Annotated in this window: 14 protein-coding genes and 1 pseudogene; 8 read left to right on the top strand and 7 right to left on the bottom strand. The window is 69.8% G+C overall.

Annotation, left to right across the window (positions count from 1 at the left end; all coding sequences use genetic code 11):
- Positions 1–55 precede the first annotated feature (55 nt).
- Positions 56–1,099, bottom strand: coding sequence for an alcohol dehydrogenase catalytic domain-containing protein (locus G4G29_RS04415; protein ID WP_183151947.1), 1,044 nt, complete (start codon positions 1,097–1,099; stop codon positions 56–58).
- Between the two features lie 38 nt (positions 1,100–1,137).
- A complete protein-coding gene (locus G4G29_RS04420; protein WP_183151948.1) occupies positions 1,138–2,358 on the bottom strand; it encodes an MFS transporter in 1,221 nt (406 codons plus the stop codon).
- A gap of 143 nt (positions 2,359–2,501) precedes the next feature.
- Between G4G29_RS04420 and G4G29_RS04425 the strand changes: the two genes are divergently transcribed.
- Positions 2,502–3,398 (top strand): helix-turn-helix transcriptional regulator, encoded by an 897-nt coding sequence (locus tag G4G29_RS04425; protein ID WP_183151949.1) that lies wholly within the window; start codon positions 2,502–2,504, stop codon positions 3,396–3,398.
- A gap of 33 nt (positions 3,399–3,431) precedes the next feature.
- Here the strand turns inward: G4G29_RS04425 and G4G29_RS04430 are convergent, their stop codons facing one another.
- Complete coding sequence (locus tag G4G29_RS04430) at positions 3,432–4,379, bottom strand: arsenic resistance protein (protein WP_183151950.1); 948 nt, start codon at positions 4,377–4,379, stop codon at positions 3,432–3,434.
- A gap of 157 nt (positions 4,380–4,536) precedes the next feature.
- Between G4G29_RS04430 and G4G29_RS04435 the strand changes: the two genes are divergently transcribed.
- From G4G29_RS04435 to G4G29_RS04445, 3 genes are all read left to right on the top strand, one after another.
- Complete coding sequence (locus G4G29_RS04435; protein ID WP_183151951.1) at positions 4,537–5,187, top strand: GntR family transcriptional regulator; 651 nt, start codon at positions 4,537–4,539, stop codon at positions 5,185–5,187.
- A gap of 209 nt (positions 5,188–5,396) precedes the next feature.
- Entirely contained in the window at positions 5,397–6,413 is a 1,017-nt protein-coding gene (locus G4G29_RS04440; RefSeq protein WP_183151952.1) for a TerC/Alx family metal homeostasis membrane protein, read from the top strand.
- Positions 6,414–6,507: 94 nt separating this feature from the next.
- Positions 6,508–7,800, top strand: coding sequence for a hemolysin family protein (locus tag G4G29_RS04445; RefSeq protein ID WP_183151953.1), 1,293 nt, complete (start codon positions 6,508–6,510; stop codon positions 7,798–7,800).
- Positions 7,801–7,806: 6 nt separating this feature from the next.
- On the opposite strand, the gene G4G29_RS04450 is transcribed toward G4G29_RS04445, so the two are convergent.
- From G4G29_RS04450 to G4G29_RS04460, 3 genes are all read right to left on the bottom strand, one after another.
- The gene (locus G4G29_RS04450) at positions 7,807–8,730 is read right to left on the bottom strand and encodes an arginase family protein (protein WP_183151954.1); all 924 of its coding nucleotides are present in this window, start codon (positions 8,728–8,730) and stop codon (positions 7,807–7,809) included.
- Positions 8,731–8,768: 38 nt separating this feature from the next.
- Positions 8,769–9,674, bottom strand: coding sequence for an SDR family NAD(P)-dependent oxidoreductase (locus G4G29_RS04455; RefSeq protein ID WP_183151955.1), 906 nt, complete (start codon positions 9,672–9,674; stop codon positions 8,769–8,771).
- 77 nt (positions 9,675–9,751) lie between these two features.
- A complete protein-coding gene (locus G4G29_RS04460) occupies positions 9,752–10,288 on the bottom strand; it encodes a small multidrug efflux protein (protein WP_183151956.1) in 537 nt (178 codons plus the stop codon).
- A 155-nt stretch (positions 10,289–10,443) separates the two neighbouring features.
- Here G4G29_RS04460 and G4G29_RS04465 point away from each other — a divergent pair, with 155 nt between their 5' ends.
- The 3 genes and pseudogenes from G4G29_RS04465 (at position 10,444) to G4G29_RS04475 (ending at position 13,227) form a co-directional block, all read left to right on the top strand.
- On the top strand, positions 10,444–11,643 hold the full coding sequence (locus tag G4G29_RS04465) for a histidine kinase (protein WP_183151957.1): 1,200 nt from the start codon (positions 10,444–10,446) through the stop codon (positions 11,641–11,643).
- Positions 11,640–12,240, top strand: a pseudogene (locus G4G29_RS04470) (response regulator transcription factor). Before G4G29_RS04465 ends, G4G29_RS04470 begins: the two are co-directional and overlap by 4 nt.
- 222 nt (positions 12,241–12,462) lie before the next feature.
- The gene (locus G4G29_RS04475; protein ID WP_183151958.1) at positions 12,463–13,227 is read left to right on the top strand and encodes an rRNA adenine N(6)-methyltransferase family protein; all 765 of its coding nucleotides are present in this window, start codon (positions 12,463–12,465) and stop codon (positions 13,225–13,227) included.
- 20 nt (positions 13,228–13,247) lie between these two features.
- On the opposite strand, the gene G4G29_RS04480 is transcribed toward G4G29_RS04475, so the two are convergent.
- The gene (locus G4G29_RS04480) at positions 13,248–14,060 is read right to left on the bottom strand and encodes an alpha/beta hydrolase (RefSeq protein ID WP_183151959.1); all 813 of its coding nucleotides are present in this window, start codon (positions 14,058–14,060) and stop codon (positions 13,248–13,250) included.
- Between the two features lie 404 nt (positions 14,061–14,464).
- Between G4G29_RS04480 and G4G29_RS21260 the strand changes: the two genes are divergently transcribed.
- A complete protein-coding gene (locus G4G29_RS21260; protein ID WP_244632387.1) occupies positions 14,465–14,719 on the top strand; it encodes a methylated-DNA--[protein]-cysteine S-methyltransferase in 255 nt (84 codons plus the stop codon).
- Positions 14,720–14,764 lie beyond the last annotated feature (45 nt).

Consider the following 14,764-nt stretch of genomic DNA (forward strand, 5'->3'; position numbering starts at 1 on the left):
CCGACGCCTCGGCATGCGGGGCGTCGGGCCGTCGCGATCGGCTCGGTCGCGACGCTCAGGGGCGGACGAGGACCTTGAGGCTCTTCCGCTCGTCCATGTCGCGGTAGCCGGCCGGAATCCCGTCGAGGTCGGTGACCGCGTCGAAGACCTTGCCCGGTTCGATGGCGCCGCCGAGGATGTCGGGCATCAGCTCGTCGATGTAGGCGCGGACGGGCGCGGGCCCACCGGCGAGCCGGATGTTGTGGCGGAACAGGCTGCCGAAGCCGACAGGTGCGTCCTCGTACTGCGGAACGCCCACGCGGCTGATGACGCCTCCGGGTCGGACGACGCCGACGGCCTGCTCGTAGGCCGGCATGTGCCCCACGGCCTCGAGGACGGCGTGGGTGCCATGGCCGCCGGTGAGCTCGCGCACCCGGGCGATGCCCTCTTCGCCGCGGTCGGCCACGACGTCGGTGGCGCCGAACTCGCGGCCGAGGTCGGTGCGGGTCCGGTGGCGGCCCATGAGGATGATCTGCTCCGCGCCGAGACGCTTCGCCGAGAGCACGGCCAGGAGTCCGACCGCTCCGTCGCCGATCACGGTCACGCGGTCGCCGGGCTTCACGCCGGCCATCTTCGCGGCGTGGTAGCCGGTGCCGAACACGTCCGCGAGGGTCAGCAGCGAGGGCATCAGTGCGGAGTCCGCCGCGACGGGCAGCTTCACGAGGGTGCCGTCGGCGAGGGGGACCCGCACCGCCTCGGCCTGGCCGCCTTCGTCGGGGATGCCGTCCCAGAACCCGGCCTCGTGATGGATGCAGGAGGTCTGCAGGTTCTCTCGGCAGAACTCGCACACGTCGTCGGAGATCGCGAACGGCGATACGACGAGGTCGCCCTTCTTCAGGGTCGTCACTGCGGATCCGACATCTTCGACGATGCCGATGAGCTCGTGCCCCATCCGGGTGGGGCCGTGCTCGGCGGTCATCGAGTGGTACGGGTGCAGGTCTGACCCGCAGATGCAGGACGCTGTGATGCGCACGAGGGCATCGGTGGGGTTCTTGATGGTGGAGTCGGGGACGTTCTCGATCCGGACGTCTCCGGCGCTGTACATGAGGGTGGCGCGCATGGTGTTTCCTTCTCTTCTGGTGGGGGGTGCCGCGGCGATCAGGCGTCGCGTCGGCGGAGGACGGCGAGGGCGATGGTGGGGATGAGAGTGAGGGCGACGATCACCGTGCCGATCGTCGCGGGTCCGTGGATCCCGAGCGGGCTGGACAGTGCGGCACCGGCGAGAGCGGATCCGACCGCGGTGCCGACGTTGAACGCCGACACGGCGAGGGCCGAGCCGAGCGTCGCCGCGTGGCCTGAGGCGCGGACGGCGAGGTGGATGAGGACCCCGTTGGCGCTCAGGCCGAACAGCCCGAGCAGCACGACCAGGACGATCATCATGGCGGGTTCTCCGGTGCTGATGCTGATGCCGGCGAGGATCGCGATGGTGACGGCGGGCGTGAGCACCGTCACGAGGCCGGGGCGGTCGTCGCCGAAGCGGCCGCCGAGGATCGTGCCGATGAGCGATCCGACCCCGAAACCGGTGAGGACCAGGGGAATGGCGGAGGCGCTGACACCGGCCTGCTCGGACAGGATGGGCGCGATGTAGGAGTACGCCGCGAGCACGCCGCCGGTCGTCGTCGCACACGCCAGCAGGGCGAGCCACAGGCGTCTCGAGCGCAGCCCCGCGAGTTCGGTCTTCAGGGAGGTCGCCGGGGCGGAGCCGTCGTGTGCGGGAACGAGCCTGGCGACGAAGAACGTCGCCATCGCGGCGGCGACCGCGAGGAACCAGAAGGTGCCCCGCCATCCGGTCGCCTGTGCGATGAACGCACCGATCGGCACGCCGAGCACCGTGGCCAGTGCCCCTCCCGCTGTGACGATTCCGAGCGCACGTGCACCGGCGGCGGTGCCCGCGGCACGCGTGGCGACGACCGCGGAGACCGACCAGAATGCGCCGGTCGCGAATGCGGTGACGAACCGCGCGCCGAGCAGCACGGCCAAGTCGGAAGCGAGTGCGACCACGATGTGACCGGCGACGAAGACGAGCATCGCGACGATGAGGGTGAGGCGTGCCGACATGTGCATCGTCAGGAGCGCCATGAGCGGTGCGCCGATGATCATCCCGACGGCGAACACGGTGATCAGGCTCCCCGCCTGGGCGAGCGGGATCCGCAGGTCTGCCGCGACCTCGGGCAGTATCCCGGCGACGACGAACTCCGTCGTCAGCATCAGGAAGGTCCCGAGCGCCAGGACGTACACCACGAGGGGCAGGCGTCTGCGTTCGGGTCCGGCGGCATCGCGCGCCGGTGCGGCGAGGGTGCGGGTGCTCTCAGTGGTCATTCGGCGGGGGTGTCCTCTCCGCTGCGGGTCTCGCAGCGCGAAGACCATCACACCGCCGATCCTCCAGGCGCGGGAGGTCGCATGTATCGGGGGGAGAAGCTCTCCCCCCGCAGCCGCGCGTGCGGGGGTTTACCGTGGGGTTCATGGACACCCCGAGTTCCAACCGAGACGACATCCGGGACTTCCTCGTCAGCCGGCGCGGGCGGCTCACGCCCGAACAGGTCGGGCTGCCCTCCGGAACACGCCGTCGTGTTCCCGGTCTGCGCCGCGAGGAGGTCGCGGTGCTCTCCGGCGTCAGCACCGAGTGGTACACCCGGCTCGAGAAGGGGCACATCTCCGGCGTCTCCGAAGAAGTCCTCACCGCCGTCGCCCGCGCGCTGCACCTCGACGACGACGAGCGGGCCTACCTCTTCGACCTCGCCAAGGCCGCCCGCCCCACGATCCGCCGCGCCCCGCGGCCCCGAGACGGGGCGATCCAGGGACCCGTGCAGTGGCTGATCGACTCCGTCGGCATGTCGGCGGTGTTCCTCCGCAACGGTCGTCTGGATGTGCTCGCGACCAACGCTCTGGCTCGAGCGCTCCATGCGCCGCTGTTCGACAGCCCGACGGTCGTCGGCGGGCGTGCGAACTTCGCCCGGTTCCACTTCCTCGACCCCGACGCCAGGGACTTCTTCGTCGACTGGGAGGGCGGCGCCTCGGCGACCGTCGCCCTGTTGCGCGCGGAGGCCGGACGCGAGCCGGACGACCGTGCGCTTCGTGAACTCATCGGCGAACTGTCGACCAGCAGCCGCGACTTCACGCGACTCTGGTCATCGCACGAAGTCCGCACCCGCCATGAGGGGCTGAAGGTGCTCCAGCATCCGGTCGTGGGTTCCATCGAACTCACCTACCAATCGGCAGAGCTCGCCGACCGCACCCGCGCCGCGCGCACGCTGAACCTCTACACCGCCGAGCCGGGGACACCGCACGAGGATCGCCTCAAGCTCCTCTCGAGCTGGGCCGCCGCCGACGTCGCTGACCGCGACAGCGTCACGCCCTGATCGGCGCCGAGGGGGATCTGCCCGCGGTCATCGTCACCGGATCCACCGTGGGACCACAGCCACCATGATCACCATCACGACGAGTTCCACCAGCGTCTGGGTGACCACGACGAGCGGAGCGAGCGCGAAGGCCTCCGGCAGGGCGAGCGCGAGCGGGAGCACGACGAGTGAGTTCCGGGTCACGCCGCTGAAGACGACCGCTCGGCTGCCGGGCGCATCCAGCCGCGCGATGCGGGCGAGGATCGCGCCCAACGGGGCGAGGATCAGGGCGAACCCGAGGAACACGGGCACGACGAGCGCGAGCTGCCAGACCTCATCGCTGACGCTCGATATCTGAGACGCGACGATCGTGGCCAGAGTGAGCATCATCACGGGCACCATGGCGGATGCCGATGCCCGTTCCACACCGCGCGCGAAGAGGACCCTCGCGGCGAACAGCTGCGTGAGCGCGGCGAGCACGAGCGGCAGCACGATCAGCAGCGCGAACGCCGCCAGGAGCGGGCGGGGATCCAAAGCACGCGTCGCCTCGGAGCCGACCATGACCGTCAGGAAGACCGGAAGCAGCACCATCTGCAGCAGCATGAGCAGGGGAGTGGCGGCAAGGAGTCTCGTGCGGTCGCCGCCCGCCAGCCCCGCGAAGACGATGACATAGTCGACACAGGGCGTCAGCAGCACGAGCAGCACTCCCAGCAGGATCCCCGCATCTCCCGCGACCGTGCGACTCAGCCCGAATGCGACCACCGGCGCCACCACGAAGTTGAGCACGAGGGCCACGACGAGGAAGCGTCGGTCGGCGAACGCCCGACCGATCGCGGCGAACGGCACCCCGAGGAACGTCGCGAAGAGCAGAACGCCGAGAAGTGGAGTGATCGCCGTCTCCAGAGGCGCGGCCAGCCACGGCGCGAGAAGCCCGACGACCCCGCCGACGACGATGGCTCCCGCATACAGCGCCACCTGATTCCGCTCTCCCCACGCCACCATTCAGCGATCATCTCGTGTCGATACGGTGTTTTTCACGGTCGTGCGCCTTCGGAATGCGATACATTGCATTGTAGGTAGAACTTCAGGCTCTACTACGACGTCGTACTCGAGTGGAGGACATGTGGCACTCTCAGGCGGACCTCTCGAGCGCAGGTCCATGAGCGACGAGGCGTACGCGCGTCTGCAGGACGCGATCATCAACGGCGAGCTGCGCCCGGGCGAGCGTCTGCGCGACTACGAGCTCGCGGAGCGGCTCGGAACGTCGAAGACGCCCATCCGCCATGCGCTGGATCGCCTCGCGGATCACGGTCTCGTCGAGATGCAGCGCAACCGGTACACCCGCGTCGCGCCCATCGACCTCGACCGCGTCCGCAACGCCGTCGATCTCTTCGGAGACATCTGGATCGGGTCGGTGCGTCACGTCATGCCGCTGATCCAGGACGACGACGTCGCCTACCTGATCGACCTCACCGACGAGATGTCGGCCGCGGGCAAGTCCCGTGATGTCGCGAGGTTCGGCGCAGCCCTGCGCAGTGCAGCCACCGGCTTCGCGCGTATCGAGGGCAACGCCGCACGTGCCACGATCATCGAACGACTGGGGCCGCAGATCGGCCGGTTCAGCCAGCACGCGAAGGATGCGTTCGACTGGGACACCGTCGACGCGTTCGTCGTCGCCATCCGTGAGGCGATCACCGAGCGCGATGCCGTGAAGACGCGAGCAGTGCTCGTCACCCTGTTCGACGAAGCGCTCCCTGCGAGCATCGATCGCGCAGAAGAGCAGAACCTGATCCAGTACGACGAGGACTGACGTCGACGGGTCGCCCCGCACGAGGGAGTTCCCGGCGAATCCACAGGAAGCGCAAAGGGTCGTCTCCTAACCTGGAGATCCCAAGGGGAGTACTCCGATACGGTCGGGTCGTCATTACGGATGCACGTCGCATCCCGGGCCACCGGTTCCTGGTCAGGAATGGAGAAGACTTTGGCGGTGCTTTCGTACCCCGAGTCTGGAGTCCCCGTTTGGATATCACCCCGCTGATCTGGATCATCACGATCGCGATCACGATCGCCTTCTTCGTCTACGAGTTCTTCGCGCACGTGCGCACACCCCACGAGCCGACGATCGCGGAATCGGCGCGGTGGTCGATCTTCTACATCAGCCTCGCGCTGCTGTTCGGCGTCGGCATCGGCATCTTCTCCGGCTGGACGTACGGCGGTGAGTACTTCGCCGGGTACCTGACCGAGAAGGCCCTGTCGATCGACAACCTCTTCGTCTTCCTCATCGTGATGACCGGCTTCGCCGTGCCCAAGAAGTACCAGCAGAAGGTGCTGATGATCGGCATCGTGATCGCCCTGATCCTGCGCGGTATCTTCATCGCGGTCGGTGCGACGTTGATCGAGAACTTCTCCGCGATCTTCTACCTGTTCGGCGCGCTGCTCCTCGTGCTCGCCTACCGCCAGGCGTTCAGCAACCATGAGAGCAACCCCGCCGACGGACGGTTCATGACCTTCGTCCGTCGTCACCTGCCCGTGAGCGACGAGTACAACGGCGACAAGCTGACCGTCGTCAAGAACGGCAAGCGCTTCGTGACGCCGATGCTGCTCACCATCATCGCGATCGGCTTCATCGACCTGGTGTTCGCGGTCGACTCGATCCCCGCCATCTACGGCCTCACCGATCAGGCGTACATCGTGTTCACCGCGAACGCCTTCGCGCTCATGGGACTGCGTCAGCTGTACTTCCTCATCGGCGGACTCCTCGAGCGTCTGGTGTACCTGGCGCAGGGCCTCGCCGTGATCCTCGCGTTCATCGGCGTCAAGCTCGTCCTGCACGCGCTGCACGTCAACGAACTGCCGTTCATCAACGGCGGCCAGGGCGTCGAGTGGGCGCCCGAGATCCCGATCTGGTTCTCGCTGCTGTTCATCGCCGCGACCATCGCCGTCGCCACCGTCGCGAGCCTCATCAAGACCCGGCGCTCGCCCGACGCCATCACCTCACAGACCGACACCACCCCCACCCAGAAGGAGCACTCTTGAGCGCGCAGCGCTGTTCTGACTCTTCGGACTCTGACAGTACGAGCGCCCGGTTCACGCCGGGCGCTCACCCCGCCACAGAGGAGGGAGCCCGCTGATGGGCGACCTGCTCTGGAACATCGCCCTCGTCTTCGTGTTCGTGCTGATCGGCGGTGTCTTCGCTGCGACGGAGATGGCGCTCGTCACGCTGCGCGAGAGTCAGATCAACGCGATCGGCCAACGGGGCCGCCGCGGCGCGAAGGTCGCCGCGCTGGCGCGGAACCCCAACACCTTCCTCTCGGCCGTGCAGATCGGCGTCACGGTCGCCGGCTTCGCGTCGGCCGCGTACGGGGCGACGTCGATCGCACCCTCGCTCGCGCCCGTGCTCGAATCGTGGGGGCTCGCGCCCGCGCTGTCGCTCACCCTTGCGACGCTGGTGCTGACGCTCGTCATCGCCTACCTGTCGCTCGTGCTCGGAGAGCTCGTGCCGAAGCGCCTCGCGATTCAGCGCAACGCGCAGTTCGCCTACGCGGTCGCGCCCGCGCTCAACGGATTCGCGACGGTCATGCGCCCCGTGATCTGGCTGCTCTCGGTGTCGACCAATGCCCTCGTGCGGCTGCTCGGCGGAGACCCGCACAAGACCAGCGACGAGATGACCGACGAGGAAGTGCGTGACATCGTCGCCAGCCACCAGGGACTGCCCGACGATGAACGCCGCATCCTCGACGACGTGCTTTCCTTGCGGGGACGACAGGTCAGCGAGGTCATGCGTCCGCGGCCCGAGGTGGTCGCCCTCGACGAGGCCGCGGGCATCGGCGAGGTGCTCGCTCAGGTGCGCGACCTCCCCTACTCGCGCTACCCCGTCTCGAACACCTCGATCGACGACATCACCGGATTCGTGCATGTGCGCGACCTGTTCGAGGCGGCCGCCGATGATCCCGCTCGTCCGTTGAACACCCTCGTTCGAGACATCCCGTACATCCCGTCGAGTGCACGGGTGCTGCCCACGCTCACGCGGATGCGGGCCGAGGGGCATCACATCGCGGTCGTGGTCGACGAATACGGCGGGACCGACGGCCTGGTCACCCTGGAAGACCTCGTCGAAGAGGTGGTGGGCGAGATCTTCGACGAGTACGACGCCGAGGTGTTCTTCTCGGCCGACGAGGGACTCGACGGGCGCCTCAACCTGCAGGACTTCGAGGAGGCGACCGGGTTGGCGATGCCGCGCGGCTCGTCGGACACCATCGCCGGGTTCGTGACCGAGCAGCTGGGCCGCCTCGCCGTCGTCGGCGACACCGTCGAGGTGCCGGGCGCGACGATCCAGGTCGCGGAGGTCGACCGCCGGCGCATCTCTCGCGTGCGGGTCACGCCGCACACGAGCCCGGAGCCTGCGGGCGCGACCGACGCCTGACCAGCCTCAGCCGGGGACGCCGCCGTCATCGCGGCGGACCCGGCTGCCGAGGTCGGTCAGCCCCGCCGTCAGGATGTCGACGAGCAGGCGGGCATATCGTCCGTCGGGGTCGAGATCGGGGTCGAACACCGTGATCGAGATGCCGACCGCGTGCGGCGCCAGCTCCTGCAACAGCGTCGTGAGCTCGGGCGCGCGGATCCCCCCGGGGTCAGGGCTGTCGACCGCGGGCATCACCTCGGGATCGAGCACGTCGACGTCCACCTGGAGCCAGTAGTCGGGGCCGGCCACGGCGGCGGCGTCGGCCGCTACCCTGGCCGCACCGCGTTCGATGATGTCGGATGCGGGAGTGACGCGACCGAGGAAAGCGCGCACCTCCTCCTGGTCTTCGTCGTCGCTCCGGTGCCCGATGTGCGCGGTGCGCTCCGGTGCGAAGTAGGGACTGCGTCCCTCGATGTCGGCGATCGCCGGCCAGTGCCGGCCGACGGCCGCGGCGAGAGCCTCGCCGGCGACGCTCGCGCACTCGTCACTGTTGCCGGGATGGCGGAAGTCGGTGTGCCCGTCGACGTGCACGAGCCCGACGCCTCCGCGGCGGGCGACCGCGAGCCCTGCCCCGAGCAGGATCGCGCAGTCACCGCCGAGCACGACGGGGGCATCACCGCGATCGAGCGCCGCGCCGATGCGGGCGGCCAGGCGCAGGGAGTGGTCGATCGTCGCACTTTCGTTCCGCACCAGGCCGGGTGGCCTCGTGGCGTCGTCGTCGACGTAGCGACCGGCGAGGACGACGCCGGAGTCGGTGGCGCCGAGCGCGGCGAAACGCGCGTGCAGCCCGGCTTCGCGCAACGCCTCCGGGGCCTTCGCGGCGCCGGGGACGCTGCCGGCCTCCGGCGGCCGGAGCCCGAGGTTGGAGGGAGCGGAGAGCAGAGTGATCATGGCTCCAGCGTGCCTCGGGGGTCGGACATTCGCTCGGGTCACGCCGGGAAGCGCACCCCGGTGAGCCGTTCGGCCGCGGCCCACACTCCGGCGCCCGTCGCGGGGGATCGCACGAGGTCGGACGCGGCGACACGGGTCGGTGCACCGCGGAACTCGAGCAGACCGCCCGGTCCCCAGTAGTCGCCGTTCGAGACGTCGGTCGAAGCGGTCGCGTGCACGATCGGCAGCGCACCGTCGTCCTTGCCCTGGACCAGGACGCGGGTGGGCGCCGCCAGCACGCGGAGGGCGCCCGACACCTCGGCGAGGCCAGGACGCTCCGGCGTGAGCGGGTCGACCGCGTAACCGGGGTGCGCGCAGGCGGCAGTGCGCGATGACCCCGACCAGCGCCGGGCGAGTTCGAAAGCGAACGCCATGAGCGCTGCCTTCGACATGCCGTACTGACGGAGCGAGGATCCGCGCCACGGAGCCTCGATGCGTGCGGGATCGAGTCGCGCGAAACGGTGGGCGAGGGAGCCGACCGCGACCACTCTGGCGTCTGGGGTGAGAAGCGGCTCCAGGTGTGCGATCAGCGCGAAATGCCCGAGGAAGTTCGTACCGACCATGAGATCGAACCCGTCACCCGTGCGCTGCGCGGGATCCGCCGCCTTCACTCCCGCGTTGCAGACGACCGCGTCGAGGGGCCGGCCGAGGTCTGCGGCCGCCTGGGCCACGCTGTCGAGGGCGCCGAGGTCGAGCGGGAGCACGCGCAGGTCGGCGTCCGGCACCTCGCTGCGGATCGCCGCCTCCGCCGTGTGCGCGCGCTCGGAGGAGCGGCACCCGAGGATCACGCGGGCTCCGCGTCGCGCGAGCTGCTCCGCGCACCAGTAGCCGATCCCCGCATTCGCACCGGTGACGAGGACCGTGCGATCGCGAAGGTCCCCGAGCGGGGGAGAGGCAGCTTCCATTCCCCAACCTAGGCGGCACGGGTCCTGCGCGCACCGAGGGGGAGCACGACCGCGTCGTCGGACTCCCCACCGGTCGATCAGCGGATCGCGTACACCGCGCTGCCGACGATGATGGCGACGGCGGTCGTCCAGCCGATGATCGCCAGTGCCTGCCAGAACAGGATCCGGGCCTTGCCGATGCCGGATGCGGCGAGCATGGTCGCCGTGAACTGAGTCGGCAGCAGCAGTGGCCCCAGCAGGCTCACGCCGGGGACGCCGTAGCGCTCGAACGCCCGCTGGAACTTCTCGCGACGGGGAGTGCGGGCCGTGTCACCCACCTCCACCGCCGCGTCTTCGGTGCCGCCGCCGGCGAGGGCCGCCGTCTTCGCACGCGACCGGTTCACGACCGCCTGGCGCGCGCCGGAGCTCGCGAGGACGAGTACGGCGACACAGAGGAAGTTGCCGACCATCGCGGCGATCGCGGCGACCACGGGCGGGATTCCGCCGATGATGCCGATGCTCACCGCGCCCTCGCCCTCGATGAACGGGATCGCGCCGGCGAGCGCGACGATCAGCGGCTGCAGAAGCTCGGGGACCTGGGCGACCAGGTTCTGGAAGGTCTCGATGAGGTTCATGGGATGCTCCCGGATGTCGGTGCGGACGGTGTCTCCGTCGCGATGACTCCAGTCCACTCGAGCGCGCCCCTCTGCGGCAGTGTCGAGCCGTCACCGCTTTCCGGGTGGATCGCCCGGCGCATCCGTGACAACTGTCACGGCCCTATCGTGGGAGCGTGAGCAGCCGCGTCGAGACCGTCGCCCCCGCCGACCTGAGCCCGGGGGCGCGACAGCTGTCCCGCGGGATCACGGCGACCTGGTGGTACACGGTGACCGCGGTGCTGTTCATCGAACTCATGCTCGTCGGCGCCTGGACGGGCATCGCCGTCGCGGTCGACCTGCGTGGCGGCAGCATCCTCGTCGTCGGTCTCGGCGGTGTGCTGTGGTGCGCGTCGACGCTGATGCTGCTCGTCGACTACCGTCACCGTGTCGATGCCGGGCCGGGAGTGGCCTGGGGGCGGTCGGCGGTGCCGTTCGTCGTCGCCCTCGGCTACGGGGTGACGGCCGGTCTGCTCGTGGGCAGCTGGCAGCTGGTCGCCATGCCGGTGGTGCAGTTCTTCGTGCTGCAGAGCTGGCCCCGCGGGGTGCGCGTGCGGGTCGTGATCGCGGCGACGTTCGTGCTCGTCGCTCTCGCCGTCGTCGATTCCGTGACCGGGCTCAGCTTCGGTCTGCCGTGGTGGGTTCCGGTCATCTACGGCGTGATGCTGCCGGGGATGAGCGTGAGCTCGCTGTGGTGGTGGGACGTGCTGGTCACGCTCGACCGCGCCCGTGCCTCGGAGGCGAAGCTCGCCGCGACCCAGGAGCGTCTTCGGGTGGCGACCGACGTGCACGACCTGCAGGGGCACCACCTCCAGGTGATCGCGTTGCAGTTGGAGCTGGCCGAGCGCCTGCTGCCGACCGACGCCGGCGCCGGGATGGCGCAGCTCCGCGCGGCGCGGATCAGCGTCGATGAGGCACGACAGGGGACGAGGGATCTCGCCACGCGCTTCCGGTCGGTTCCGCTCGGAGACGAACTGGCCAACGCACGAGACCTGCTGACCGCCGCCGGGCTCGACGTGGAGGCCGCGATCGACGCGCACGCGGACTCCGCGCCTGCATCCGCTCTCGGACCGGTGATCAGGGAGACGACGACGAACGTCCTGCGCCACGGTGGCGGCCGACGCGCGCGACTCCTCCTCACACGGACGACCGGCGCCTGGCGCTACGAGATCGCCAACGATGCGGCACCCGACGCGGAGGCCGAGCGCGCCGGCTCAGGGCTGGACGGCGTGCGGCGACGTATCGAGGAGGCGCACGGTTCCCTCGAGGTGCGCCGCGACGCGGACGAGTTCGTGGTGATCGTCACCGTCCCTTCGGAGTCGGAGGAAGCGCGATGATCCGGGTGCTGCTCGCCGACGACGAGGCGATGATCCGTTCGGCGCTCGCCGCACTGCTGCGGTTGGAGGACGACATCGAGGTCATCGCCGAGTGCGCTGACGGAGAGCAGGCGGTGGCCGAGGCGCTGCGTCTGCTTCCCGACGTGTGTCTGCTCGATCTCGAGATGCCGGGCCTCGACGGCGTGCAGGTGGCCGAGAAGCTGAACCGCGCGATCGCGACGCGCTGCGTGGTCGTGACCCGCCATGCGCGTCCCGGCGTGCTTCGGCGCGCTCTGGCTTCCGGTGTGTCGGGCTTTCTGCCGAAGTCCCGTGGCGCCGACGAGGTCGCCGCCGTCATCCGCAAGGTCGCTGCGGGCGCGCGCTACGTCGATCCGGAGATCGCCGCCGATGCGCTGAGCGACGAGCGCTCGCCGCTCACCGACCGCGAGCTCGATGTGCTGCGTGCCGGTCGCAGAGGGGAGACGACGGGGCAGATCGCGCGTGCTCGCGCTCGCTCCCGGGACCGTGCGAAACCACATCTCGGTGATCCTGGGCAAGCTCTCGGTCGGGACGCGCCAGCAGGCGGTGCTCATCGCCGAAGAGCGCGGCTGGATCTGAGCCGATATGCTGGCGGGCATGGGAACAATATGCGCAGCGCCCGTGATGGGGCGCACCCTCGTGTTCCGCGACCGCCGCGCCTGACGGCGCGCTCGCTCTCCGCACGCATCTGCGCGCCGTCCACCGAGATGTCATCGCACCTCGGGACGGGCCGTCTCGTCGACGCCTCTTCGCGTCATCCGCTCCTCCGTGGTGCTCCGATCCTTCTTCTGGAGCGCACTCATGCCTCGTTCAATCCATGGCGGCCGTCACGAACTCGGCCAGAACTTCCTCATCCACCGTCCGACTCTCACCCGCATCACCTCCCTCGTCGACCGCACGTCGGGGGCGATCCTCGAACTCGGGTGCGGTGACGGGGCGCTCACCCGCAGGCTCGCGGAACTCGATCGACCTCTCGCCGCGATCGACATCGACGAGCACCGCGTGCGTCGGCTGCGCAGAGCCCTGCCGAGCGTGCAGCTCGATGTCGCAGACGCGACGCGCCATCCGCTCGACGCCGACGTCGTGGTCGGCAACATCCCGTTCCACGTCACGACCCCGATCCTGCGGCGACTGCTCTCGCACGGTCGGTGGAGCGAGGCCGTGCTGCTGACCCAGTGGGAAGTGGCCCGCAAGAGAGCCGGCGTCGGCGGAGGGACCATGATGACCGCGCAGTCGGCGCCGTGGTTCGCGTTCTCGGTGGAGGGCAGGGTCCCGGCGTGGGGCTTCTCGCCGCAGCCGAGCGTGGACGGCGGCATCCTGGCGATCACACGTCGGGGCTCACCGCTGGTCCGAGCATCCGATCGACGGGAGTACGAGGCCTTCGTCCGGGCGATGTTCACCGGGAGAGGCGCCACTCTGCCCGCGGTGGTCGCCGCTGCCGCCGGCATCCCGACCCGGCGTGCACGGAGCGTGGTGGCGATGGCGGGAGCGGCCGATCGTCGGCTTCCGCGCGATCTGCACCCCGAGCACTGGGCCGCCCTCTGGCATCAGGTGTCGCGCGGGTGACGAGCGCCCCCGCCCGAGGGTCAGTGCCCCGCGAGGGCTGCGAGGGACTCGCGCAGCCGGGCCGCGAACTCGGCGGGGTGATCGACGAACCCGGTGTGGTCTCCGGGGAAGCGCGTCGGCTCGATGTCGAGCTGCACGCCGAGGGCCGTGGTCGTGCGTTCGCAGAGCTGGTCGACGGACTCCTCGCCGATGCCGAGTATGAGGCTGCCTGCGCGTGAGCGCAGAACGTCGATGTCGGGCTCCCAACGCACGCTCCCCGGCAGTTCGTACCGGAACCAGAACTGCTCATCGGCGTCGCTCTCGCCGCCGAACCACTGCGCGAGCATCTCCTCCGGCATCGGGATGTTCGCCTGTCGGAAGAACAGTCGCCAGGCGCCGACGCGGTCACCCGAGAGTGCCGCCGCCGTGAGCTCATCGGTGAGCTGGCGCTGTTCGACGCGGTCGGGCACCAGTTCGAGCAACGGAGGTTCGTGCGCGATGACGGTCGCTGCCAGATCGGGGCGTGATTGCGCGAGCGCCAGACTCGTCACCGCCCCACCGCTGGAGCCGAAGACGATCGCGGGGCCGCGATCGACATGCTCGACGAGCGCCGCCAGATCGGCGGCCCGCTGCTGCGGACTCGAACCCACGGAGCGGTCGCGGAGCACGCTGCGCTTCGCTCCGCGCGGGTCGCTCGTCAGCACCGTGTGGTCGGTGGCGAGCTCCTCCGCGAAGGGCGCGAAGGCGTCCGCATCCATGGGGGCCCCGATCAGGGCGATCAGCGGGCCCTCGCCGCGCAGCTCGTAGTGGAGCCGGACATCGGGGAGGTCGAGGGTGTCGGTGGAAGTGCTCATGTGCTGCTCCTGACGGTCGAGCGGTTTCGGCGTGTGCCGCGCGCGCCTGCATCCAGGGTGGCCCCGGACGCGACTCTGCGCCAGCCCCGTCTCTTCGTCTGGCGGTCATTCGTCTCGTCTGCCGCGGCGCCCGACGCGTGCGATCAGGGGGCGGTAGCCTCGACGCATGTCCGCCTTCGGAACGCTCGCCACCCCGGTCGGGGTGATCGGCGTCGTGAGCGACGGTGCGGCGATCACCCGAGTCGCGTGGCGTACGGCGGCACCCGAGGGCAGCGATATGCGGCCCGATCCGCTCCTCGCCGAGGCGCTGGCGCAGTTGGCGGCGTACTTCGAGGGCACACTGCGGAGGTTCGATCTCCCGGTCGATCTCGGCCCGCAGACCCCCGACCAGTGCGGTTCTGACGGTGCTGCACGAGACCGTCGGCCGAGGCGAGACGATCACCTACGGAGGGCTCGCCGCCCGCAGCGGCACCGAGGTGCCGGCCCGGGGGATCGGCTCGATCATGGGCGCGAATCCGGTCCCGCTGATCGTCCCGTGCCACCGTGTCGTCGCCGGCGACGGGCTCGGCGGATATTCGGGCGGCGATGAGGGGCACGGGCTCGAGACCAAGCGCTGGTTGCTGGAACACGAAGGCGCACTGCCCACGTCCCTCTTCTGAGCGGGGCCGCGGCATCGTCATCCGTCATCTCGACCCGGAACACCC

Source organism: Microbacterium sp. Se63.02b (assembly GCF_014171575.1).
Lineage (GTDB): Bacteria > Actinomycetota > Actinomycetes > Actinomycetales > Microbacteriaceae > Microbacterium.